This is a genomic window from Bradyrhizobium sp. IC4059 (genome assembly GCF_020193615.1).
Classification (GTDB): Bacteria; Pseudomonadota; Alphaproteobacteria; order Rhizobiales; family Xanthobacteraceae; genus Bradyrhizobium; species Bradyrhizobium yuanmingense.
Map to the genome: position 1 here is coordinate 145,881 of NZ_JADYVH010000003.1, position 23,982 is coordinate 169,862.

General features: G+C 58.8%; 12 protein-coding genes and 1 pseudogene. 9 read left to right on the forward strand and 4 right to left on the reverse strand.

Going from position 1 to position 23,982, the window contains the following annotated elements:
* The first annotated feature begins 808 nt into the window (after window positions 1-808).
* The 5 genes from I6F12_RS11105 (at window position 809) to I6F12_RS11125 (ending at window position 5,700) form a co-directional block, all read left to right on the forward strand.
* On the forward strand, window positions 809-1,042 hold the full coding sequence (locus I6F12_RS11105; protein WP_225156237.1) for a hypothetical protein: 234 nt from the start codon (window positions 809-811) through the stop codon (window positions 1,040-1,042).
* Between the two features lie 7 nt (window positions 1,043-1,049).
* Complete coding sequence (locus tag I6F12_RS11110) at window positions 1,050-1,259, forward strand: hypothetical protein (protein WP_225156238.1); 210 nt, start codon at window positions 1,050-1,052, stop codon at window positions 1,257-1,259.
* 1,035 nt (window positions 1,260-2,294) lie between these two features.
* Window positions 2,295-3,593 (forward strand): glycosyl hydrolase family 28 protein, encoded by a 1,299-nt coding sequence (locus I6F12_RS11115; RefSeq protein WP_225156239.1) that lies wholly within the window; start codon window positions 2,295-2,297, stop codon window positions 3,591-3,593.
* A 300-nt stretch (window positions 3,594-3,893) separates the two neighbouring features.
* Window positions 3,894-4,850 carry a pectinesterase family protein gene (locus I6F12_RS11120; RefSeq protein WP_225156240.1) on the forward strand — a complete coding sequence of 319 codons (957 nt, stop codon included), beginning with the start codon at window positions 3,894-3,896 and terminating at the stop codon, window positions 4,848-4,850.
* 694 nt (window positions 4,851-5,544) lie between these two features.
* Window positions 5,545-5,700: a hypothetical protein gene (locus tag I6F12_RS11125; protein WP_157785208.1), complete on the forward strand. Its 156-nt coding sequence runs from the start codon at window positions 5,545-5,547 to the stop codon at window positions 5,698-5,700.
* Between the two features lie 298 nt (window positions 5,701-5,998).
* Here I6F12_RS11125 and I6F12_RS11130 read toward each other — a convergent pair whose 3' ends face one another.
* Window positions 5,999-7,828: an NEL-type E3 ubiquitin ligase domain-containing protein gene (locus I6F12_RS11130; protein ID WP_225156241.1), complete on the reverse strand. Its 1,830-nt coding sequence runs from the start codon at window positions 7,826-7,828 to the stop codon at window positions 5,999-6,001.
* A 705-nt stretch (window positions 7,829-8,533) separates the two neighbouring features.
* Here I6F12_RS11130 and I6F12_RS11135 point away from each other — a divergent pair.
* Together I6F12_RS11135 and I6F12_RS11140 are read left to right on the forward strand one after the other, a co-directional pair.
* Window positions 8,534-10,252 (forward strand): NEL-type E3 ubiquitin ligase domain-containing protein, encoded by a 1,719-nt coding sequence (locus I6F12_RS11135; RefSeq protein WP_225156242.1) that lies wholly within the window; start codon window positions 8,534-8,536, stop codon window positions 10,250-10,252.
* Window positions 10,253-11,545: 1,293 nt separating this feature from the next.
* Complete coding sequence (locus I6F12_RS11140) at window positions 11,546-13,795, forward strand: hypothetical protein (protein WP_225156243.1); 2,250 nt, start codon at window positions 11,546-11,548, stop codon at window positions 13,793-13,795.
* A gap of 621 nt (window positions 13,796-14,416) precedes the next feature.
* Here I6F12_RS11140 and I6F12_RS11145 read toward each other — a convergent pair.
* Window positions 14,417-15,997: a carbohydrate porin gene (locus I6F12_RS11145; protein ID WP_225156244.1), complete on the reverse strand. Its 1,581-nt coding sequence runs from the start codon at window positions 15,995-15,997 to the stop codon at window positions 14,417-14,419.
* Between the two features lie 1,000 nt (window positions 15,998-16,997).
* Between I6F12_RS11145 and I6F12_RS11150 the strand changes: the two are divergent.
* Window positions 16,998-18,021, forward strand: a pseudogene (locus tag I6F12_RS11150) (glycosyltransferase family 4 protein).
* A 309-nt stretch (window positions 18,022-18,330) separates the two neighbouring features.
* Window positions 18,331-19,308, forward strand: coding sequence for an arginase (gene rocF / locus I6F12_RS11155; RefSeq protein ID WP_225156245.1), 978 nt, complete (start codon window positions 18,331-18,333; stop codon window positions 19,306-19,308).
* A 362-nt stretch (window positions 19,309-19,670) separates the two neighbouring features.
* Here the strand turns inward: rocF and hemN are convergent, their stop codons facing one another.
* Window positions 19,671-21,008, reverse strand: a complete 1,338-nt coding sequence (gene hemN, locus I6F12_RS11160) for an oxygen-independent coproporphyrinogen III oxidase (protein ID WP_225156246.1) — start codon at window positions 21,006-21,008, stop codon at window positions 19,671-19,673.
* A 1,766-nt stretch (window positions 21,009-22,774) separates the two neighbouring features.
* Window positions 22,775-23,500, reverse strand: coding sequence for an outer membrane beta-barrel protein (locus tag I6F12_RS11165; RefSeq protein ID WP_225126357.1), 726 nt, complete (start codon window positions 23,498-23,500; stop codon window positions 22,775-22,777).
* Between the last annotated feature and the right edge of the window lie 482 nt (window positions 23,501-23,982).

Sequence of the window (23,982 nt, forward strand, 5' to 3'; positions counted from 1 at the left end):
AGTTGCGTAGCATCGCGACGTAGAATGCAAGCGGGTCACGAACTGATCTTCGACCAGGCTGGGCCAAACGCGGCTTCGGAGTTCAAGCGTGAGATCAGTATCGTGAACAGCCGTGGCATCAGATTGCGAGGAGCCTCCAACGCTCTTCTGCATTGGGGATCGACTGCCGATCAGCCGCACAGCGCCGTCACTCTGGCGTTAACGCTCGCCACTGTGGCTCACGCCACAACGTTTTGCGCAAAAATGGTGGGAGCACTCTGGCCGACATCGGCTGCCGGAGCGAGCGCTGCTAAAGGCTCGTGGTTGCGGCTTTCGCTCTCTTGCTCAAGACATCGGTTGTTTCAGTCGCGACAAGTAGGGTCGCCGGCAGCCAGATGGCGCGAAAAAACCTACATGATTCTGTCTATGAAAATGCTCGAGGGCATTGGCATGTCGGTTGCTTGAATGTGTGACGGCACCAATTTGGCCAATGATATTCCTTCAGCACCCGATCCAGGTATTCAATTGAAACGTGCCCACTTCATCGATGGCAGACGTCTCCTGATGCACTTTCCAAAACGCGTGCCAGCATCGCGAACTCTGCTACCTTCGGATCGCCGTTTGCTTTGCCGGCCAGAATCCGACTGTCCTGCAACGAGCTCGCGACCAATGGCGGTCCTCAACAAGGTGGCGCACACCGGGGTTAAGACGTTACGCTTCTGGACGATCGTTTGCGCCACCTTTAACCCGTGGCTCAAGCGCCCGTATCGGCGAGATGCCAAGCCTGGGTTCTTGGAGCTAAGCGCCGGCCTTGCATCGGTGGTCACACATGGTCAATGAGCTGTTGCAGGACGATTGGGATCCTGAGAAAATGGTCAGGCAGAAGGACGAGCTCACGGTCAAGCTGCTTCGTGCCCAATCGGTCGTCGCCGAATGTAAGGCAGGATTGGCGGATTTGGAGCGGAGGCTTGAGCGTCGAGCGATCTCATTGCCGATCGATGAACGCCACCGCAACTCTGCGGCAAGCAATTCAATACGTGACGCGCTACCGCGCGAACCGTGAAGCATCGATGATCCTGTTGACCAGGAAGCTGCCGTGGCGTTTTCCAGGCGATCATGAGACCATTAAAGCTGCCGTAACCCACGTTAACGGCGAGAATACCGACCGGCTTGCGAGGCATCATTTTTACGAACCCCGGGCGGGCGAACTGCGGCCTGCCGTTATGCCGGGCGTTTTGGTGATCGCGGCGCGTTGGGCCGGCGGATGGGGCGCGGAGTAACACCACATGCGGGACGTCTCCCTGCGGTGTTGACCAGAGCCTCCTGTCTGGAGGGCTGCTCACGCAGATGTCTGGATTGAACGTCAAGAGCTGTCCCCCTTACTCAGGGCCAGTTCGGTCGTTTTATCCATCTTCCCGGCCGTAACCTCGTCAGCTTTTCGAAAGCTTCTCCGAATACGGATATACCCATTGATCCTGGACGGGAGGCGGGCGTGCACTCGCACAATTTCGACTATCCAGTGTTGCCCCTCCGCCATCGGTACAGCGCGCCGGACTAAACCATCAGCCGAAACTGGCGGAAGAAGATGCCTTTGAGCTGCAACTGAATACAGCGCGCGTGGCAGGCCTTGCCTCGATGCCGCGGTCGCAATCCGCCGTCGAATGTGTCGCGCGCGGATCATGATTACATTCACGAGATGGTGAGCGGTCCCAGTACTCGTCGGAAACTCTCACCATCTACGGCTGAAAAGTATCTTCAGATGCTTTAAGGTGGCGGATTTTCCCGGCGAGGGCGGCAGTCGCTGCAGGCCAGTGATGACAGCACACTAAACCAGCTCGCCAACCCGGTGTTCAAGGAGAACAAGCACACAGGTATGGCTTTCCGGACGCTTGAAGAACAGCGCGGAGGTTCAGCAGCAGCAGCCGGGGTCAGGCGCGCGTGAGTGCCGCGGCTTCGGCGGGTACTGGGCCAATTTTGCTCCCAGTGAGGCTGATGCGCCGCTCATCGAAATCGTTATCAAGAGCAAGCACTGGGCGCCGACGACTTTCTAGATGCAAAAAAGCCGAATCTCGCGACCCGCTTGATTGGCGCGAGAAGGCCGACCATTGACGAAGCTGTCGGATTTTGAACCATCGCATGACGCTTCGTGTTTTTTGCGCATCTGCAAAGTGCTGCTGCGCAGGTGCACGGTCCGGGCCTCTGCTGCGTCTTATAAATGTCATCTTGCGCGCGCCAGTGACGCGCGCGGCGGCTAGATCGAGCCAGCGGCTCGATACCGATGGGGCGTGGATGCCTGACAAAGAACGAGGAGGTCGATGACAAAGCGTTTTCGCAACTTGGCCCTATTGTTCATACTCACCTCCATCGTTGTCTTCCCCGCCGCGAAAGCGCAAGATCGCCGGACTATCACCGAGCCTGTTGCACCTCATAGTGTGTGCGAGCGCCTCGTGCCGTCTGGCAAGCAAGATACGACCACGTTGCAAAATGCCATCGACCAATGTTCTTCCGGGGCCGCCGTGTATTTAGGGCGTGGCGAGTTCCGGTCGGGCCCGCTCGAGATGAAATCGGGTGTGACGTTATGGGTCGGACGCGGGGCGACGCTGATCGCCATCCCCGAACCTGCTGCTTACGACAAGGGCCTCGGACAATGTGGTCGTATTGCGGAAAAGGGCGGCGGTTGCCGGCCATTCATCAGCTTTTCTAGAACGCGCGGCGGCGGCATCTACGGAGAAGGCATCATCGATGGTCAGGGCGGCGCAATAGTTGGCGGCGGCGCGGAAACCTGGTGGCAGCTAGCGCGCCGCGCTCAAGCCCAGGGGGGCAACCAGAACGCCCCGCGCTTGATCCAAATCGATCACGCGCAGGACATCACTTTCTCTGGTGTCACCTTGCGCAACGCTCCCAACTTTCATGTCGCGATGAACCGGGTCCAAGGTGCCACGTTTTGGGGCCTCATAATCGATTCACCGGCGGATGCGCGCAACACCGATGGCATCGATCTTGGCGCGAGTCAGGATGTGACCATTACCCGCAGCTTGATCCGTACGGGTGACGACAACGTCGCAATCAAGGCCGGCGACAATGGATCGAGCAGCCATATCTCGATCATTGATAATTATTTCGGCTGGGGGCATGGCATGTCGATCGGCAGTGAGGTGAATTCCGGGGCCAGAGACATATTGGTGCGTAATCTGACGCTGGATGGTACGACGTCCGGCCTGCGCATCAAGAGCGATGTTAGCCGAGGCGGTCTGGTCGAGAGCGTGACTTATGAGTACGTGTGCCTGAGGGGCAACCGGTGGCCGCTAGCTTTCGATACAAAATATGATCCGCGCGCACAAGGCACGAGAATTCCGGTCTATCGGCGAATCGTTCTCAGTCATGTGCATGGCGACACCGGTGTGTTGCTGATGCGCGGCGTAGACGAGGAGCATGCACTTGACGTGACACTCGAAGATGTCCGATTTGCCGATTCCGCCACTTGGCAAGTTGAACATGCGAACATCACCGCAAATCACTCTGACGTATCACCGCCGCTGCCCGGACGAGCTGCAAAACCGCTGCTGCGCGACTCGGAGGTATGTTCCAGGGCGTTCCGCAACAGCAATCGGTAAGCACTACATCCGGCGCCGAACTCGGGTGGTGAGTTCAGCATCTGGGCCAAGATTACTGGTGTTGACGAAGGTCGACCTCCTGCCCGGACTTTTTTGCAATTGTCTGACGGTTTGCAGGGCCGGGAATACGAAGGTGACGTGGAGGTTCTGATTTGGCGCGAAAAATGTGTTGCCCATGCGCGGCGGCTATCCCGCAGAGATAGGCTCTGTCGACTGCGTCGAGGTGACGCTGACTCAACGAAGTGTAGGATTATGCGTATTTTCGTTCACCCTGCTGCACTTCTGACGGGATGTTAGTGCATGTCGTCAGCATACGCTCAGCCACTGTTGGTGTCGCATGCCGAGAATGCAGCCTATCACTCCGTGCAGCAAGCTATCGACGCATTGCCGGCGGAAGGCGGAGATGTTCGGATCGCGCCGGGTATCTATCGTGAGAAGGTCAAAATCTCCAAATCCGGTGTTCATCTCTCAGGGACTGGTGGCAAGCCGGAGCATACCGTCATTGTGTATGGCGACGGCGCGATCAATGTAGGAGGAACCGCCCGGTCGGCGACGCTGGATGCCACTGGCGATGACTTCCGGCTCGAGAACTTGACCATCCAGAACGACTACTCTCTCAACCCGGCCAATCCACCCTCGCAGGCGGTTGCACTATCCCTTACCGGAGACAGGGACGTCGTTACGCGCGTCCGCCTGCTCGGCGCCCAGGACACGCTGCTTGCCGGCAAGGGTCCAAACGGCAGAATGTCACGTCAATACTTCTCGAACTGCTACATCGAAGGGCATGTCGATTTCGTATTCGGCAACGCCAAGGCCTGGTTCCGGAAATGTGAGTTGCACGGCATCGCCAACCAGGCGGTCGTCTTTACCGCTCAGAGCAAGGCAGCACCGAACGAGGACAGCGGCTATGTTTTTGATCATTGCACTCTAAGTGCCGACCCTGCCGCACGCGATATCGCGCTTGGCCGACCCTGGCGGCCGTACGCCACAGTGGTCTTTCTGTCGACGAAGATAGATGCGCAGGTTATTCCCGAAGGTTGGCGCGAATGGGATAGGGGCAAGACCAACAACTTGAGCACGAGCTATTATGCCGAATATAGATCCTTCGGGGTCGGGGCTAACCCCTCAGGCCGCGAACCTTACTCCCATCAACTGACCGATGTGGAAGCCGCGAGATGGTCCCTGACAGCGTTCTTCGGGGGTGCCACAGATTGGCTGCCTGCGGAACCATATCGATGGAAGACAAAACAACGCTGACGGTGAGGGAGCGACGGCGATCCTCGGATAAATGACGGAGAGAGCGGACATGATGGAGAGTGGTATCCAGCAACCAAACTGCCGGGGCGTGAGAGGGGCAGGGCGTCGGCTGTCACTCCAAGCTTAGAGGAGCTCGTTAAGACGCTCCATCGCTCGCGGCGGGATGCGATCATCCGGTTATCCCGCCCTTATTGGCAGCCTGTCCAACTACCCGTCGAAGATTGGCGCCAATGGGCGTAAATCGAATGTGAGGCCAACATCGCAGCTCGATTTAATCGAATGCACAACCGAGCGCAGAAGGTCGTTCTTCAGCTCAGATGAAGGCAAAGTCGGCATAAATTTCTCGTCAGGCGCCGGCCGTCGGCATTCAAGATAACATGGTCAATCGACTCCCTCTCATGTCAAGTGCCGCGCTACATTTCCAGGTGTGCCGATGGCCGTTTTCATCAAGGAGAGCTCTGTTGCAAGAGCATGCGTTCATCACGGCAAGCAGACCTGCATGGGGCCGGTGACGGCGTTGTAGCGGCTCTTCCGTCGTCGGCGGGCTTGCCCAGCGAACCGATTCAAATGGCTCCGATAGCCGGGCACCGCGATTACCCAACGCCCCTTAGGCCAGCGGCATATTGCAGCGGGCGTCTCGCGCGATCCGCGATGGGGTCTTTACGGGCATACGCGTAGCCCTGTCGGCGGTGCCTTGAAGCTTGTTCCCGAAGGAAGGTCCCGAACCGTCTTGGAGCAAGATTACCAGCACATGGTTGATGACGGGCTGTTGCTCGATGTGCCGGACACGTTTGACGAATTGATGCGCCGCTGCGCGAAGATCGAAACGCGCGCGAATAAGCCAGCTTGAACTCTTAACATTGCAGGCGTGTCCGATAAATGTGTACTGGCGTGCTCCGCATGGAGAGTTGGTATGACTGACGATCCAGTCGTTGCGCATAGGAGCCTCAGTAGAGAGCTAGCAGCCAGTCTACTCCAAGCGTCGACCTGACCTACATCAAACGGCAGCATGACAGACAGGAGCAACGCCGGTCTCTCGATCGGCACTCCGCTGCACTCGCTGCGCATTACGCGTTCCTCTCGGCCCCCAAACCGGTGTACGAGAGGAACGACAACAAAATTAACAGCATCCTACGGCAGAGGGGGCTTCAGAGCGCGAGGCCGTGCTCATTGAGCACCTTATCTCTTAGGGCGCCCTTGATCTCACGGGCGATTTCTTTGCGAACTGCGGCACCCAACACTCGCTTGGCATCTTCGACGAGGCCAGCTTCAGCCCCGGTCAGGCCTTGATCGGCGAGCTGTTGCTCCATTCGGCTGTCGAACTCCTTTCCCATTGCACCAATGAGCTGGTCCTGCGTCTTGGCATGCTCTTCAGGTGCGATGCGGCGAATCACATCGTCCCAAGGCTGCCAATCCATTGCCAAATAGTCGGCAAATTCGGCCGCCTCGCTCTCCCGCACGGATGTCTCTGCCCTGTCAACGTCAGAGTCGGTAACGCCGGAGACTTCAAAGAAGCGCATGTCCGGCGCGACGTGTTGTAGTCCCAGCCGCTCGCGCAGTTTGCTCTGATAGGCAAGAAAGACTTCAACGGCGTCGATGTCTTCTACGTTGTCGACCGAGGCGAGCGAGTGAGCCTTATCGCGCGCGATCGCCTCGAGCGCGTCCATGCGGAACATGACGCGCCCCAATTCGATGAGATCGGCAAGCCGTGCCTTGTTGTCATAGAGGCCGTTCTCGACTTCCGCGATGAGGCGCGCGGTCTGCATTCCGTTCCAGGTTAATGTTCTGCGGTCCTCGCAGCTCTGGTTGGCATCCCATGCCAGTTGAAAGTACTGGGCACGCAGTTGCGGGTTTTTTGCCGCCTGACGCAGATCATTGGCCACCGATTGCCGGAACCCTTCATTGCCAGAGCTGACGGACTCGAACAGCTTGGCGAGGAAAAGCCCGTATTCCCGAGCGCCCGGCTCTTCTGCAAAGTTCTGCCAAGCGGCAAGCACCTCCCGATCGTCCTCCTGTGGATTGCCCTTCAGCCATTCTGCAACTGTTTCAGCTAGAGCGTCCGCCTGCTCATCGTCTGTCCAGGACGATTCACTTTCGTCGTCGTGCGAAAGGTGGACAGTCGGGCCGACATAACCCTCCGCGCCTAGGATTGTCCCCAGGTTCGCCAGCACCTGCTCAGATAGCGGATTTTCAGTCAGAACTAGGGTGCCACCATCGCCCAAGGCGGTCAGCAGGTCCTCGGGCAGACTGGTCAAATGGTTTTGGCTTACGTCGAGAAACCGGAGCGAAGCTGGGAGAGCCGGCGGCAGATCCGTCAGTTGATTTTGGCTTACGTCGAGAAACTCGAGCATAGCAGGGAGCGCCACCGGTAGACTCGTCAGCTGATTATCGCTGACGTGGAGAAATTGGAGCGAAGCAGGGAAGGAGTCGGGTAGGTTCAGCAGCCGATTGTGGTTGGCGGAAAGAAATTGGAGCCCGGCAGGTAGGACGGCAGGTAGGCTCTCCAGCCGGTTCGAGTTCACGTCGAGGCCTCTGAGCCCGCCCGGGAGCGCGGGCAGGCTGCTCAGCTGATTGCCACTAACATCAAGACGCTGGAGCGAAGCCGGAAGTTCGTCAGGCAGATTGGTCAGCCGGTTGAAGGGCACATCGAGCACGACGATTTCGCTTGGAAGTCTGGGCAGACTGGTAAGGGACAGCGACTGGAGATCCAGCATGGCGTCTTCACCCAGAGCATTGACCCGCCTTGCCGCTTCGTCCCGGTCCTCGAGGAGACCCACGTGCTGTTCAGAAGCCCAATTCTCAAGGGTCTCGTCTGCTTCGGTCGCCGCATGGGTTGAATGCCCGGAGCTTGCTGCGAAACCGGTCACGAATGCATCCCACTGTGCCGCCCCCCGCCCGTCTTCCGCCCCCTCTTGTTGGGAAGATGCAGAAGGAATGCCTCCGTCGGGCCGAATCTGTCCTGTCTCAAAAGGATCCATTTCACCTCCCTTACCACACCGGGCCAACTCAGCCCGTGACGACACCATCTAGGACCTAGGACACTTCTCTTTCGACAAGCTGACGGCCCTATCGCAGTCACCGCAGCGATGGCATCGAAGCAGGCATATTTTCGGTGCAACGATTTGGAACAGTGAATCCATGGCGGCCCGTTATCTCCGCCTACACGTTTCCGCACCGACGCGGCAGCGGCTTAAACATCGAGCCCAGGGCGCGGCAACGGTGCGTTACCTCAATGGCAGGCAGGGATCCCTTTTCGGCCGAGTCCGTGAAGAACGAAGAGCGGCAGGCGCTCGAACGCTCACGTCCGCGGCCCGTCCTTTCACATGCCAAGGCAATCGGTGCAACGCTGGTCTTTGCTACGGGTGGCAAACCGAGTGACTTGGGCGTTTTTGCAGCGAGACTCGTCAGCTGATCGACAGGTGGCCGTGCTAGCGGCAGAACGCTTTCACGTTAGCGGTCCTCTGGATCTGTCGGCCAACGAAATGGCAGCAAATGTTGCAGCAGCAGCGATCCATTCGCCGCCTCCAAATCGTGTGAAGCTGAACCGCCTTCGACCAGGGCGGGCCGCCGCGGGCGCACGTGCGCCCGCTCGAATGATTATTGCGCCAGCGCGCAAACTCCTGCTCCGCGGCCTTGCGCAGCGGCACGCGAATTTCTTAGTTTCTGACGAGGGAGATAAGGTGATGGACACAGGGCAGGCACAGCGGAGCGCAGGTTCTACCCCGGATAATTTTGAGGAAGGGGAGGGGGAAGGCTACCTCGGCGGCTTCAACCGTGCCTTGGCAAATTTGGTCGAAAGCTTGACAGGGTATCGGACCCCCAGCTCCGCGCGCGCGCGGATCCTGGACGAGTGGGTTGGCGAAGAGGGGCAGGGCTCAGCGGAGAACCGCGGACAGGGGCGCTCGCGAATCAGGGCTGCGGACAACATGCGCTCGCACTTGGTCGATTTGTCATCCCTGTCCTTAACCGCTTTGCCCGACGCCCTGCCGCCGAGACTGCTGAACCTCCGCGCCATGCACAACGAGCTAAGCAGCCTGCCCGCTAGCCTCCCACCTGGTCTCCACGAACTTTTTATTAGCCACAACCGCTTGACCAGTTTGCCGGACGCTCTTCCGGCGAGCCTCTATCGCTTAGAGGTGAGCGATAACAGGTTGACGAGTCTCCCAGATAGCCTCCCGGCGGGGTTGGGGATCCTGAACGCAAACAACAACCGACTGACTAGGTTGCCCGACGCTCTCCCGAGCAGCCTCACCTCGCTTGCGGTTAGTGGCAATCAGCTGACCGAACTCCCCGAGTCCCTCCCATGGCGGCTCGTTGAGCTCGATGTCAGCAGCAATCAATTGGCCAATCTCCCCGAAACCCTTCCGAGCTGGCTTGAATCGATCGATGTCAGCGGTAACCGGCTGACCAGCCTGCCCGAGGATCTCCTACCGGGGAGTTTGAGCCATCCGCTGCAGAACGTCGAGTTCGGTAATAACCCATTCCCGGACGAGGTCCGCGCTCACCTCGCGGCACCCCATCTTGAGCAGCTGCCTCTGGACGAGGCTGCCGCGCACTGGCTCGGGGACGATCCGACGGCCCTAGCCGAGTGGCAGCACTTTGCGGATGAGCCTGGCGCCCAAGACTACGCCCGGTTCCTAGAAAGGCTACGTGGGACCGTCAATTATGGCAATCACGAGTTTCGGCAGGCCGTGGCGGACGATCTGCGGCAGGCGGCGACCAATCCGAGATTGCGCGAGCAGTTTTTCACACAGGCTTCTGAAGCCAACGCGAGTTGCGAGGATCGTGTTACTCTGCACTGGAACGGTATGCGGACCGCGCGCCTTAATGCTGACGTCGAGGAGGGGGTGTATGATGATAGGCTCGGCCAACTCATCCAGCGCGGCCGCGTTGCGTTCCGCCTGGACGCGCTGGAAGGCATCGCGCGCGACAGGGTCAACGCGCTCCTCACTCTCCACCCGGACTTAGACGACGTTGAAGTCTACTTGGCCTATCAAAATCTTCTTCGCGAGCCGCTGGAGCTGATTCACGTCGCCCCTGACATGCGCTTTCTGACGGTTTCTCACGTGTCATCCGATGATGCGGCGCGCGCACTGGACTCGGTTCGCGAGCAAGAAGCGAACCAGTTTACTGACTACATGGCAACCCGCTGGCAACCCTGGGAGACGGTGTTGAGGCGAATCGCTCCTGATGAATATGAAGCGATGCAAGACCGGCTCGTCGAAGCCATGGGCGAGGAGTTTCAAACCCGCTTGGATCAGCGACTGGCCGAGCACGGTCTTCTAGGCGATCCGGATGCGGAGCGGGTGCTCGGAGCCCAAGTCCGAAACGAGCTCGCCAGCGAGATCAAACGCGATGTCATGCACCGTGTGCTGGCCGAGCGTGGCGGCCTCGAACTCTGAGGTCTCATCACGCCGGAGATATATCTATCAATGCTCTGTGGTGGAGCCAAAAATCGATTGTCAAAGCCTCGCCACTTGCCGCGAAGGTGCTGTCGCACTTTGGAAAATGCGGGCCTTTCGGTCTTGCCGAGCGATGAAAACGCGCGCGCAAGGCGAGGCATATCTGCGTCAGCTCAACAGCTCCTCGGGACCAGAGCTCCGTCCGTCGGAAGTTGTTGAGCAGACCAGACAGGGCGCTGCGCCGGCCAACCAGATCGTTTGACGTGGGAGTTAACTGTTCGTCGGATCTAGTGAAATTCGAGCCCTTCCAGCGAGACTCCATCTCGCCAAGCAAGTGTTGGAGGACCGTACTCGTAGCTTACGACGGCCCATCCGTCATCCGGGCGAAGTCGTTCACGCGCCTGATCGAGGCGCTTCCGAGACTGCACGACAAGCATTGCGGTTCCGCAGTCAAGGGCTGAGGCGGATTGAAGCGAACGAATGAAGTCTGCTGGATCTTCATTTGCCGAGCTGGCTTGCCAAGCTCATCCTCGAACTGCGCGCTGCCTGTCCGATCCCGAGCGCCGAGAGGCGCTCGGGATGACTACTAAGAACTCAGGACAACCTGCACATCTTCTTGAAAAAGCTGTCTGGGCGATTTGATATCTGAACTCGCTGTTCGTCTCGTCTAGGCGACTACGCTCCCTCAAGGGCAGCCCTATGTGATCTACGTCTTCCGGGAAGCGGGGGATACGCCGTAAGCCTTCGAAAGGGACGTTCTGCATTCGAGCGAAAGCGCCGGACCTGGTAAACCGCAGTAGGCCAATTCGGTCCCTCACAAGCGCAGCCGAAAGCAACAAATGGAAGTCCAGGTTACCAGAACGCCCCCGGTCTGCGTCAAGGAGAGGTCGCTGTCCGTCATTGAAGAGCACCCGCAGGATAAGCTCAGCGCCAAAGTTGATGCGAAGGAGGAGAAGATGCTCGTCACGCCATGACCTTAGACATTGTTAGCGGCTGAGTGAGTTCCGGGCCTGATGCTTGAATTCCTCACACGATCGACAGGACGATCCATTGGTATCATCGCGTACGAAATTCGTCGACTGAACAGGCCGCGCGAAGAGGTGCGAAAAAATTGGAGCGCCTGTCGCCAGGCGGCGGCCGATGCGGGGCCGTCAATCGCGCAGCAATGTCCTGATCTCGTCAGCTTTTCGAAAGGTTGCGGCTACAACAATCCACAATCTGTTTCTTGCTAGACGATCTGCTACGAGGCCGTACCGATTGCTGTCGGGCCTATACAAACATGAGGAGAGCAGGGTGGATCCGGTTGACCCATTCTTCGATTCAGGAGCCTGGATGCGCGAGTACGCCGCCCTGCAAGAGCGGACCGCGCAGCGACGAGACAACCAAAGGGAGCACGGTGGTTTTGAACGGCGGCTGGAGGATTTGAGTCTCGATCCGTCAGATGAAAGCAACTCAAGCTCGCCTGATCGGGCTCCCGCAGGAGGGGGTCGAGCAGTCCGGCGGGAGGATTTCGGCGGTTCGATGCGGATGCCGCCGGACTCCGCTTTTAGGGAGAGTGCGCTGGGCGGCACGCGGCGGAGCGTAGACATTCCCAGCTTCCATTTTCCCGCTTCGGCGCAAGCGCCGCAGTCCGGCTTGCGAGATGATCCGTTCAGCAGCGCGCGCTACAGCTTTCCAGACGCAGAGTCTGCCGCGTCGGCCAAGAGCGGAAGAAGCGGCGGATTATGGTCACGCTTCAAGTCGGGAATCGGCAAGGCTTTTGGCGGGAGCAGCAGCGAAAAGTACTCGCGCAATGCGGGACAGGGGGATGCCTTTTCCACGACTCTTCGCATTGACTATGCTCGCCAGCCAGGCCGGACGCGCGCTGTCCCAGAGGAGGACGAGGTGCTGATAAGAGATTTCAGAAACAAGGCCGCGGGTAACCTCACCGACGGCACGATCAAGAATGCCGCAGCCGATTTGCGCCATTTGAGCGCGCGCCTGAGCACCGCCGGCAGGCCCTCAATTGCGGATCGAATTCAACGGGAATCAGAAAACGCGCAGCAGGACAACCCGGAGGTGGAAAACCATCAGCTGGAAGCTGAGCTGGATGAGGATGTCGATACCTACGCAAAGGACAGAAGCAGACGCATCAAAGCGGCCTTGAAGAAGCTCCGTGAGGTCGGTGCCGGAAACGCGCTGGCGCCTGATCTCCGCCGACTGGCCCCTCACCGCGCGGACGCAATCCTCATCGACATGTGGTCGGCGGCGGAAAAGGCGGCGCACAGGATCGAGCCGGAGACGATCGACAGGCAAGCTCGCCGCATGTATAGGCTAAGTGAGTGGCTGCAGATGCATGATCGGCCGGCAATGGCTGGCAGACTTTCCACCCCAGCCCTTGACCGGGATGTCGAGGAATACAGGCGCGAAACCAAGGACGGCAAGATCAAGCCTGATCTAGTCAAGCTTGGCCAATACGAGCAAATCCTGGAGGCGAACAGGGCGCTTGGATTGCCGCCTCCTGAGGATCCGGGCCAGCCTTCTTGGGAAGCTGCTCGACAGCCGCACTCACTGCAGGAGCCTCCTGCAACGCCAGCCACCCCGAGCGCGGGAGCCTGGGATTGGCTTGGCGAGCAGATCCATGGGCCCACCACATCGATGCGAGCGCCCAGCGATTGGCAGGCCGGTTCGTCGCAACAGCTTCCCGCAGCCCCGGCAACGCCGAGCGCGGCAGCCCGGGATTGGATTGGCGAGCAAATCCACGAACCCGCCTCACCAGTGCCAGCGCCGCACTGGGCCGCGCAAGCTCATCCGCCGCTCGAGCTTCCTGCTACTCCGGCCACCCCGAGCCAGGGAGCCTGGGCCTGGCTTGGGCAACAGATGCAAGAACCCGCATCGCCGTCATCGGTAAGGCCCCGATCCTCAAACATCTACGGCGGTCTCGACTCCTTCGTTGATCTGGATCCACCCACACCGCACGATTTGCGTGACGATGCGCGCTCTGCGCCAGCACCTGAATTTGCAGCCACCTCGTGGTTCGCAGGACCGCCGGGGCCGGCTGCGGAGCTGCGGGATATCGGAGCGATCGTTGGCGCTGACTGGCGCCACGGCTCCAGGGCGGCTTCAGACGTGTTGATCGACGTATTGAGCAATATCAATCTGCTGCCAAACCAGTTCGGGCCAAGTCAGTTTGCGATCAATGGGGAGCGCTATTCCGCGACTGTCGGGCCGGAAGGCCCCATGGATGTTCGCCTGATCCATCACCCGCGCGCTGGCGGGATAAACGAAGCTGGCCCATCGCAGCCCCTCTATCGTCCCCCGCAGATCGTCAGGGCCGCGCGACCCGACGAAGGTACAGTCGATCTTGGCTATTTGATTCGGGGCGGATGGGAGCACCGGGAGCGATTCCTGCCCGATTACCTTGTCCGCGTCCTTGAAGGCCAGCGCATCATGCCCGAAGTTGGGCGCCCGACCTATTTCGCTATCCGTGGAGTGCCTTATAGGGGCGAGTTGGTGGAAAGCGAGGGACGTCGGCGCGTTCGCGCCTATCCCGAACGTGGCTGAAGAATCAAACTTGGCTGCATTTCCAAATGCTCGGCGGCAGTTCGCGCGCGGCCTTCGCTCACGTCGCGCTTGATGGGCCATGCATCCAGTCGATATAGATTGCAGAGCTGAGGCGTGACGTTGGCGATGGTGCTGGCGGTCGGTTTATCGTGCTACAACTCCAATGCTCGTACTCAGACAGGGGTTGGTCTCGAAGACGACTGTCTCTCGCATTATCCTGCACAGCCTGATGCTCCTCTTGCCGATTAGCTTCGTGCGGCGCGGTTTTGCACAGGGGGCGCGGTCGGTGCGTGTCGGCCTTCAGTACCGCGCCTTCGGGGTTGATGAGAGCCACGTTCTGCGGGAAGGATTGAGCTTATCGCGAGTGCGCCTTGGACGCACGATGGGCACGACGAACCCCGTCGAGCGAAAGGTCCATAGATACTTCAATGCTTTAAACGAGTCTGTTGCTATTAGAGTCCCCGCTGAACTCGCGCACGTCACCGCCGGGCCAGCGACTTCCCGTCAAGCCTAGCAACAATGCTTGGCTAGCGCAGATACGGCGGATCCTTTCAAAGGAATCGCCAAAGCTCAAGTCCCTCGGGTCACGAGGAGGCCGTAGCAGAATGGCGGTTGCGATGATCAGAAGAATACCAACGTAGATAGCAACAGATTGAGCGCGTCTTTAGTCTGGGGAGTGTGCGTGATGCTTGTCGGGTTATGAATGTATGACAGCCCCACCCCTGCATATATTCCCGGAGCGAGATGGGCGGTATATGTTGCGGTGATTGCTGTTGTTTCGCGATGCGCAAGCTGCCCTTTGGCGAGGGCAGCATCCACCGCAAAGTTGCTCCAGCTCGTGTTGCTAGCAACGAGTGCAATCAGATCACTGGGCCGACTGTCAAATGCTCCCCTCGCGTAAAGACGAAGCTCGCTATACCGGCTGATCCTGTTCAGGTCCGGCGGAGCTTCCATAATGGAGAAGCCGCCATAGATGCCGCGAGATGGGATCCCATCGGGGTCGTTCTGCCAGAACTGCCTGTCCGCAGCGATGTAGTGAAAGTTATTCCCGCTTTCCCTCTCTCGCTTGGGATCCGTCAAACTCGTGTACCGGCTGCTGTTGAAACCAACGCCCGCCCGCAGCCAGGTATCGGGTACGCCGGGAGCTGCCTTGCTCTTGTAGCCGGCTTCATCAATGAGAAGAATGCCTGCGTGGGGCGTGCTCCAGTTCAAACCCGTGGGATTCTCCGTTATCTGGACATAGGGACCATCTGGACTAATTGAGCGCTGGACCGAGGCCTTGTTGTACAAGCCACGGGCAAAATTGTACTTCAGGTTGACCGCAGGCGTCGGTGCGGCATTGGTGCTCATGCCCCCCTGGAACAAGGCAGACATGTTCGATCCTGTAATCCCTCCGAACAATGTGCCGGTGAATTCATTTTGGTTTCTGAGATAGCCAAGTTTGAGTTCTAGCGTCCTGCCGAAGAAAGTCTGGTAGTAGGCGAGCGTATTGAGCCCCACTCGATCTGGTCCCGCGCGATCCCACGTCCAGTGTTGCTGCTCGGCCCCTAGTACAATTTGTCCGTCGGAAATGCCAAACCGGCTGAGATCGTAGGTGACGATCATGAAGTTTGCCGACGCGAATGTCGGATTCTGGCCCATATAGAGCTGGTTTTCGATCGTGCTTCTGGCGGCATTCGGCAGCAGGTTGTTTGCAAAGCTGTTGTGTGTCCAGCCGATGTAGCCGATGCCGACATCTGCAAGCGCCGATCTAACGCCGCCCTTGTCCTGATCGATTGTGTCCGCAGCGCCAGGTATGTTGAACCACACCCCTTTTTCACGCAGATTATCGTACCGTGCGAAGGGATCGACCGTCTTTTGCGTTCTTGTCTGAGCAGCTCTGTCCGCACCAGCGTGCTTTTCGAAAGGCGCACCGGGACTTGGCGCTGGCGCCGGGGCAGGAGGGCTGATTGCCGGGTCCATCCGGAGCTTTTCGGCCGGATCAGAAGCCTTTCGTCTTTTGCTGGCCTGATCCACAGGGTGGCTACTAGGATCAAACCCGCTGGCGGTTTGTGCCAGTACGGAATTGTCGACCAGATAAGCTGCGAGCGAAACTGCGATAACAAGCCAACGTTGCTTTCCCCTCGGCTTTAAATGGATGGAAAGTGCTCTGGCCGCCGGGTATCCCCAAGGCAAACTCGTCTCAAGAAAGTAATCACGCACGGCGCACCTTGCTTCCATCTCTGCCGGCCATGAACAGATTGCGCAGCGGCCTGATTGGCCAAGAGCTCAGCGTTTTCGCGTTCGAGAGCGAGGGAGGCGAGCTGGATCTCGATCGTTCCGACAAGAACCATCCACGCTTTGTAAAGCTGTTAGATCGCGACAGATGATCTGCTTCGCAACCATGCCTATGAACGACGCCGGTGCGCCGAGGGCCAGCCCCGAGCGTTGGTTTCATCGAGATGCTAAGGAAGAGCGCGCAGCGCCTCGCTGTCATGGATACAAAAACGTTGCAAATGTCCAGCTTGCTCACCGTGAGTCAGCCGATTTGGCGGTGAGGCCAGGCTTCACGAAGCGCTTCATTGGTATCGTTGTCACGGAAACACGAGACAGTCGCCAAGCTCGCCGAGGCGCCTTTGAATTTGCGCGTCCGGCAATCACACCACAAGGTCTAACCTGATGGCCCAGGAGGCCGGAGGAATCAGCCATCGAGCAACTTCGCCGCCTACCCGCGAGCAGGTTGCTGGCTCTGTTACCGCGGCTCTCACGGCAAAATCTGTGTTGCATCCGAGTCCCTTGACGTGCGCGGCGTTCGTTGATCACGCTTGCCATGTATCCGTCATCTCAAACAACCCGCCGGAATTGGGAGTTGAACAGTTTGCAATGATAGCTGATCCAATCGGCCATTCCGGCTCGGCCGCTCAGCCGTTGTGCCTATGTGGCGTGTGCCGGATGAAGTTTGTGATGTCGCAAGACGGAGTCTTGCAGTTTTGGTGACGCCGCTTGTCCTCGTCGTTTCAGCGCACAACTTGATCGATCTGTTCGGCAATCGCGTGTACTCAAGCCCTGCGAGGACTCGACGATCGAACTCGACGGCTACGGATATCGCTGGTTTCGAGTCGACGAATGAGCGCACTCCGACGGATATACGCGACCTTCGCCGGGCCCTTGACTGAATCTCGTCGGTCTGCCGCGGGCAGCAAGCGCCATGTGGGAGTTACTGATGAAGATAGCTCAGATTGCTTCGCTCGCCGAAAGCGTCCCACCAAAGCTCTATGGTGGAACGGAAAGAGTGGTCGCCTGGCTCGTCGATGCACTCGTCGAACTCGGGCAGGATGTCACCCTCTTTGCGAGCGGCGATTCCGGGACCCCCGCCACACTTTTTCCGGTCTGGCCAAAAGCACTTCGCCTTGGGCGACCACGCTCAGACCCGAACGCGGCTTTGGCTGCCCAACTGGAAGCAGTTTAGGATTGCGCAGACCAGTTCGACGTGATTCACGCTCACATCGACTGGCTACATCTGCCCATCCTCTATCGCGCAGGAGTGCCATTTATCACGACGATGCACGGCCAGCTGGATCTGCCGGGATTGCCGGCCGTGACCAGCAAGTTTCCAGAAGCTTGCTTCGCATCCATCTCGGATAATCAGCGCATTGCGCTCGCCAGCGCAAACTGGTGCGGAACGGTGTATCACGGTCTGCCCCTCCACCAGTTCGGCGCCTCATTTGCTGCCGGATCGTACCTGGCGTTTCTCGGGCGCTTGACCGCCGAAAAAGGCCCCGAAGATGCGATCCGCATCGCGCTCGCCGCCAGGATGCCGCTTCGGATTGCCGCCAAGGTCCGTCGCGCCGAAAGTGGGTATTTCAGAGAGAAGATAGAGCCTCAGATTGACGGCAAACAGATCCTGCTCGTCGGCGAGGTAGATGACGATTCGAAACAGCCGTTCCTTCCAGGAGCCGCTGCTTTGCTCTTCCCAATCAGGTGGTCCGAGCCGTTTGGATTGGTGATGATCGAGGCGATGGCCTGCGGAACGCCAGCCATTGCTTACCGGTCCGGTTCGGTGCCCGAGATTATCGAGGAAGAGGTGACAGGCTTCATCGTCCAACGAGGACGAAGCAATTGAGGCTGTGTCGCGGCTTGGGCAAATCGATCGAGGGCGCGTCCGCGCGCGCTTCGAAGAGCGCTTCACGGCAGAGCGAATGGCACGGGATTACTTGCGCCACTATCGCGCCCTCTTGGTCCGGTAAAGCTGGACATCCTATGTATCGCTTTTGGGTCAACGGCTCTGTGATCTACACCAAAATCGGTCGGGTCGGCGCTCCTGAACACTACATCAGAAAGTGGTTAGATGAAGCAGGGATCTTTCTTCGTTGGTAGGATACCTTGACCATATACTCATCGGCCACCGAATTTAGCGGCGACGCTCGGCCATGCCGGGTTGGGACGTGGATTGCGGTATCTCCGTGCTCAAGGGCGCGACCTCCAGGCGTGATGATCGAAGCCGGCACCTTTGGCTATCCGCGCTGGGTCAACCTTGCTGATGCCAGGAGGCAGCCGTGACCGATCGGACCATGACGGATCGAGCCCGGCGCATTGCCTTGCTCGGTGCTCCCATCGACATGGGGGCTTCGCAACGCGGCACCTTGATGGGGCCCGCGGCGCTGCGCACCGCCGGCCTTGCGACATTGCTGGAAAGCCTTGATTTCGAGGTCGTCGATTATGGCGATCTGTCCGTAGCCGAAGTCCGGGACCTCACCGACAGGCCGCCCGAAAAGGCCAATCATTACCGCGAAATCCAGCGCTGGACCCGCGTCCTGAGCCGCAGAGGCTATGAGATCGCGACGACCGGTGCGCTGCCGATCTTTCTCGGCGGCGATCACACGCTGTCGATGGGGTCGGTCAATGCCATGGCGCGTCATTGGCAGGAGCGCGGCCGCGAACTGTTCGTGCTCTGGCTCGACGCCCATGCCGATTACAACACGCCGGAGACGACGATCACCGCGAACATGCATGGCATGTCAGCCGCGTTCCTGTGCGGCGAGCCCGGCCTCGACGGCCTGCTCGGCGACGATCCGCGCGCTTCGATTCTCCCGGACAAACTCGATCTGTTCGGCGCGCGGTCGATCGACAAGCTGGAAAAGGAGTTGATGCGCTCACGCCGGATCAGGATCGTCGACATGCGCCAGATCGACGAGTTCGGCGTCGCCGTCCTGATCCGCCGCGTCATCGAGCGCGTCAAGGCCAGCAATGGCGTGCTGCATGTCAGCTTCGATGTCGATTTCCTCGACCCCTGCGTGGCGCCGGGCGTCGGCACCACCGTGCCGGGTGGTGCCACCTATCGCGAGGCGCACCTGATCATGGAGCTGCTGCACGATTCCGGCGTGGTCAGATCGGTCGACATCGTCGAGCTCAATCCGTTCCTGGACGAACGCGGTCGGACCGCGCGCACGGCGGTCGAGCTGATCGGCAGCCTGTTCGGCCAGCAGATCACCGACCGGCCGACGCCGAGCAATGCCATCGCGCCGGGCGAGTGATGGCCGCCATGCGTGCAGCACTTCCCACCAAGACCAAGCAAGAGCCGCCCGCCCGTCCATCCTTGTAGAGCCGTCCGCAGCCCAAGCGTTCGGCAAGGCTATTGAGACGAGCGCCCGGACTTGCCACTCCGGCGCGGCTAAAGGCCGGGCCCTTCCGCGCAACCGATCGAGGGGGCCGGAGCGGCGGAATCCGCTGCGCTCCTCTCTTCAATCAGCTCTCTTCTGATCAGCCCTCGGCGATTTGAGGCTATATCGAACACCGCCGCTCCATCCTCGAAATCTGGCCTGTCTGTCGGAGGCGCCTCTTCGGATCATTCCCTCGCGAAGAGCTTAGATGTTTAGAATCTGCTCACATGCGTGGCTTAGCTAATAGGGGTACGGTCGAGATAAGTGTCGAATGCGGCAGCAACTGCACGAACGACAAACCGATGCTCCTGCTTGACACGAATTAAACCCTCTTCAATGTCCACTATCCCGTCTTCGGCAAGCATTCCCAGCCGGCCTGCAGAATTGAGAAGAGGAATCGGATCAAATCCGTGAGCAGCACAGATCGCTGGTATGTCGGCCTGCAAATCGCACATTAGACGCTCGATGATTGCGGCGCGGAGGCGATCTTCGGCCGACAGCCAATAGCCTTTTGAGGTTGCCAAGCGGCCGGCCCGAACGTGTTCGTAATAGGAAGTGGTCGCGATCTCGTTCTGGACGTAACCCTCACGCAAACGGCCGATCGCGGACGGACCTAAGCCGATTACGGTTTTGCAGGTATCAGCCGAATAACCGAGGGAGTTGCGGCGCAGTCCACCAGCTTTCTCCGCCAGGGCGAGCTCGTCGTTGGGCAGGGCGAAATGGTCGAGCCCGATCTGGTGGTAGCCGGCCGAGACCAGGGTATTTGCAATGGCCGCGGCTTGCTCAGCGCGGGCAATATTGTCCGGCAGCGCCGTCTCATCGAGATGGCGCTGACGTTTCATATAGGAGGGGACATGAGCATAGCCGAAAACCGCAAGCCGGTCTGGCCGCATGGCCAGAGCTGTCCGCGCTGAGTCCACGCAGGACCGCACCGTTTGATGCGGTAGTCCGAAGAGAAGGTCGAAATTGATGCGGCTTATCCCATGCTGGCGTAGACTTTCGACGACAGAAGCCGTTAGCACCTCGCTCTGCAGGCGGTTGACCGACCTTTGAACTATAGGATCGAAGCTTTGCACGCCGATGCTTGCGCGGTTGATCCCGGCCGATTGTAACGTTTCGACCATCTCGGGCGTGATCCCACGCGGATCGATTTCTATGGCGATGGTAGGTGATTTTCTGAACGCAAAGCAGTGCCGCAGGAGTTCCATCAAGGCGAGAAAGTCGCTCGGTGCAATGGTGGTCGGCGTCCCGCCGCCGAAATGCACGTCGCTCACCGGCAGAGCGCGCGGCACTTGCTCTGCGACCAAGCCTATCTCCTCTCGCAACGCTGCCAAGTAATTGCGGACCGGTCGCTCGCTGCGAGTGAGGCTTGTAGGGAAGCCGCAATACCAACAGATAGAGCGACAGAACGGAACGTGGATGTAGAGCGATACGGGCTCATCGGGCGGCAGTCGCCTCAGCCATGTCTCACAAGTCTCGGCACCGACCATCGCGGAGAAATCCCGTACGGTTGGATAGATGGTGTACCAAGGCAGGCGAGCATCGCAATACTTGTTCAGAAGGGAGGTCTGCAAGTCCTAACTTTCCAATGCTCAGGCCAGCATAAAGCTGACGAATACCCTCTCTAATGTCTTTGCGATATGTCAAACCCGCCTATTGGTTTCTGAGATCTGGTCCCGTTTTCGACGCTACTGCAAACGCGGCTTAGGGGCAGGGTGAGGGAGTGAGAGTCGCTCGTTGGCGGCTATCTGAACGTTTAGGATATGAATTTCTCGTGCGGGCACGCTCGAAGCGGCTAGTCGTGTCCGACGAGCCTGCGCAGCGTTCAATCGCTCATACAAGGGCACGTCGTTTCCGCATTCGCTGAGGGCTAGTGATTTTTGCGACGAAAACAGGGATTGCAGCTCTCACCAGAAGCAGCTGAGCTTGCCGCAGATTTTCAAACCGGTTTTTCCAAACAAAGGCCGATTTGATTGCTCACAGGGTTCAACGGATGCCTCCCGTCAAAGGCCGGCGTGCCACGCAAGACAAGTTACTTGCTGGATAAGAGTGAGAGGAGCGCGATAGTACAACGTGACGCGACGTGCGATTCAAGTCCGTCGGCGCAGCCGACGAAAACTCGCTTTGATCTCTAGTATCGAACGCATAAGCCTCAATTCCGCCACGCTGCTTGTCTCATTGCCACAAGCATCATCACGGATGTACTGATGATGTTGGGGCGAACCCGGCGCACTTTCAGCCCCCCGGCCGAGTGCGTCGGGGCGCCTTGGTTTGGCGGCGTCTCGTTGCTGTCTAATGCAGCTCACCAACTCACAACGACTGTGGACGTTCTGCTGATGGCAAAGCGAATTCTGGCCAGATGCATCAGACGTAACACTATCTGCAATGGTCTATTCTGCGTGACCAGCTAGGTTGTATTCTTTCGAACATAGCCTTTGCAGCTATCGATCGGCGCCAGATCGCGCATCTACTCCGTTAGCCTTCATTCGCGTCGATGTGATGCACCTGCAGCTCTCAGTGTCACATAGGCCGCCTGGTCAGGCGTCGACCATCCAGTCACTATGTTCTCGATGCTGCGAGCTCGAGCCGTCTATGCAGGACCGGGGAGGGGAGATCTTGCGCCTTTTCATTGCATGAATGCGTTCGCATCCTGGTATTCCAGTCCATTCACAATGGATCGAGGAAGTTTGTGGTTCGGTAGACCAATCGAGCCTGCAGATGCTCTTGCGCGAATGCGAGCTGAGCCTACCCAGGTGTCGAGGAGATTGCCGCAACCGCTTGATCAGCCGAAAGTGGGTGCCCCACCCGACCTCTGTTGTACAATGCGGTGGCATACCAATGAAAGTTATTAGAAATGCAGTACCACGCGCCTCGCCAACGCTCGTACAGAGCAGCGAGATGATCGCGAAGAGCAGAGAAATCATGCCTCAACGATCTTGGCGACGATCTTCGCCGTTTCCACCGAGCCTTTCATAAGTTGTGCATCAGGTGCGGCCTTGTTGTGTTTCCGCAAGGGGGCTTAAGTGGGGATGGCGTGGCCGGAGCTGCAGTCAGGTCAAGGTCCTCAATGAGTGTCGTGTGTAGACCGTCCCATCAACTGCCGAACTTTGTACTTGACTGGGCTTGAATAGGGCTGCGCTTTTGGCCTTGAGAGGGCCGGACTCGAGGGGCCGCCGAGGTAAGCTGCATTTCTTGCTGTAAGTCACCTCGTGTCCCGGCTTCGCAAATGGTGCTGTCGCCTTCCCTACCAATGTCATGATTGCCGTTTTTGTGGGATCAACTCGCGAAAGAACCCCGACCGCAGGCCGGGGTTCCGATTCACGCAACCGCGTAGAGGTCTCTATCTAGCAAAGGGCGAGCCAAACTTGTAATTGAGCCGTGCCGTGATGAGATCGACATCCTGGTGGACGCGATCCGTACCAAGAGCCGCTGGGAAGCTGATGTTGCTGCGCTGCATGAAGAAGTGGTTATACTCGACGCCAGCTGACCAGTTCGGCGTGAGGCTGACTTCGGCACCGGCGCCCAGCACGCCACCCCAACGCACATCGCTGCTTTTGCCAATCTCGGTGCCAGTAGCCACTGAGTTGATCTGATAGGTGTTGCTGGTCACCGCAGCACCACCCTTGCCGTACAGGAGCACGGCATTGAACGCGTAGCCGATATGGCCCGTGAGTAGACCGAATGCATCTGTTGTGGTGCCAACGGTGTTTGCCGGAAAGGCGGTGCTGATATTGGAGCCGTTGAAGTCGGCCCAGTTGCCCTGACCTTCGATGCCGTAGACCATGTTGAAGATGTGCCAACGATAGCCAATCTGGCCACCAATGGTCCCGCCAGTCGAATTATGGCAGCCCTCGGGAGTGGCGCCATTAAAATCCCAGCAATTGTGGCTCGTTCCCCAGCCGCCATTTGCACCGATATAGTAGCCGGACCAATCGGTAATCGGGGCCGCGGCAGGCAGCGGTGCCGCTTTGACCTTGACAGGCTGCCCGGCCAGGTCCGTGCCGAAGGAGGGAGCGGCGGCAACGAGTGCGCCGATGGTTGCAGTCAGAATCAGAATGTTTTTCATTCGAGTGTCGTTTCCTTTCGGTGCCCCCCGGCGCCGTGCGTTTAACAATATGAACGCGAATTGCTGTAACTGCCGCACAACATGTCTTGGAAAGAAATGTGTCCAATCGTACGCGGCGTTAGATTGCGGAGCGCGCAAAATGCCGCTGCTCCACATCCATCGAGACGCTGCGGCCCGGCAGTGGTGCCTCGCGGGGCCCTTCTTTGGACACGAGCCGTTCATGATGACGTCGATGCGACTGCAAAGTTGGGAGGTGCTTGGCTCCTTCTGTTGCAAACCGGCAAACCGAGGCCGCGCTTACACACTTCGTGCATGCTGACGGCTCAGACAGATCGGTAATGAAGGCCTTGATTACGGGCGCGCCGGGCAGAGCCTCAGTAGAGGAAGGTCTGCTCGACCACGCTCTGACCCGATTTGTCTATCGCATAGACCCGTTAGATGCGTTTACCAAGCCAGACGCTCCCAGCGGTACGGCTGCAAGC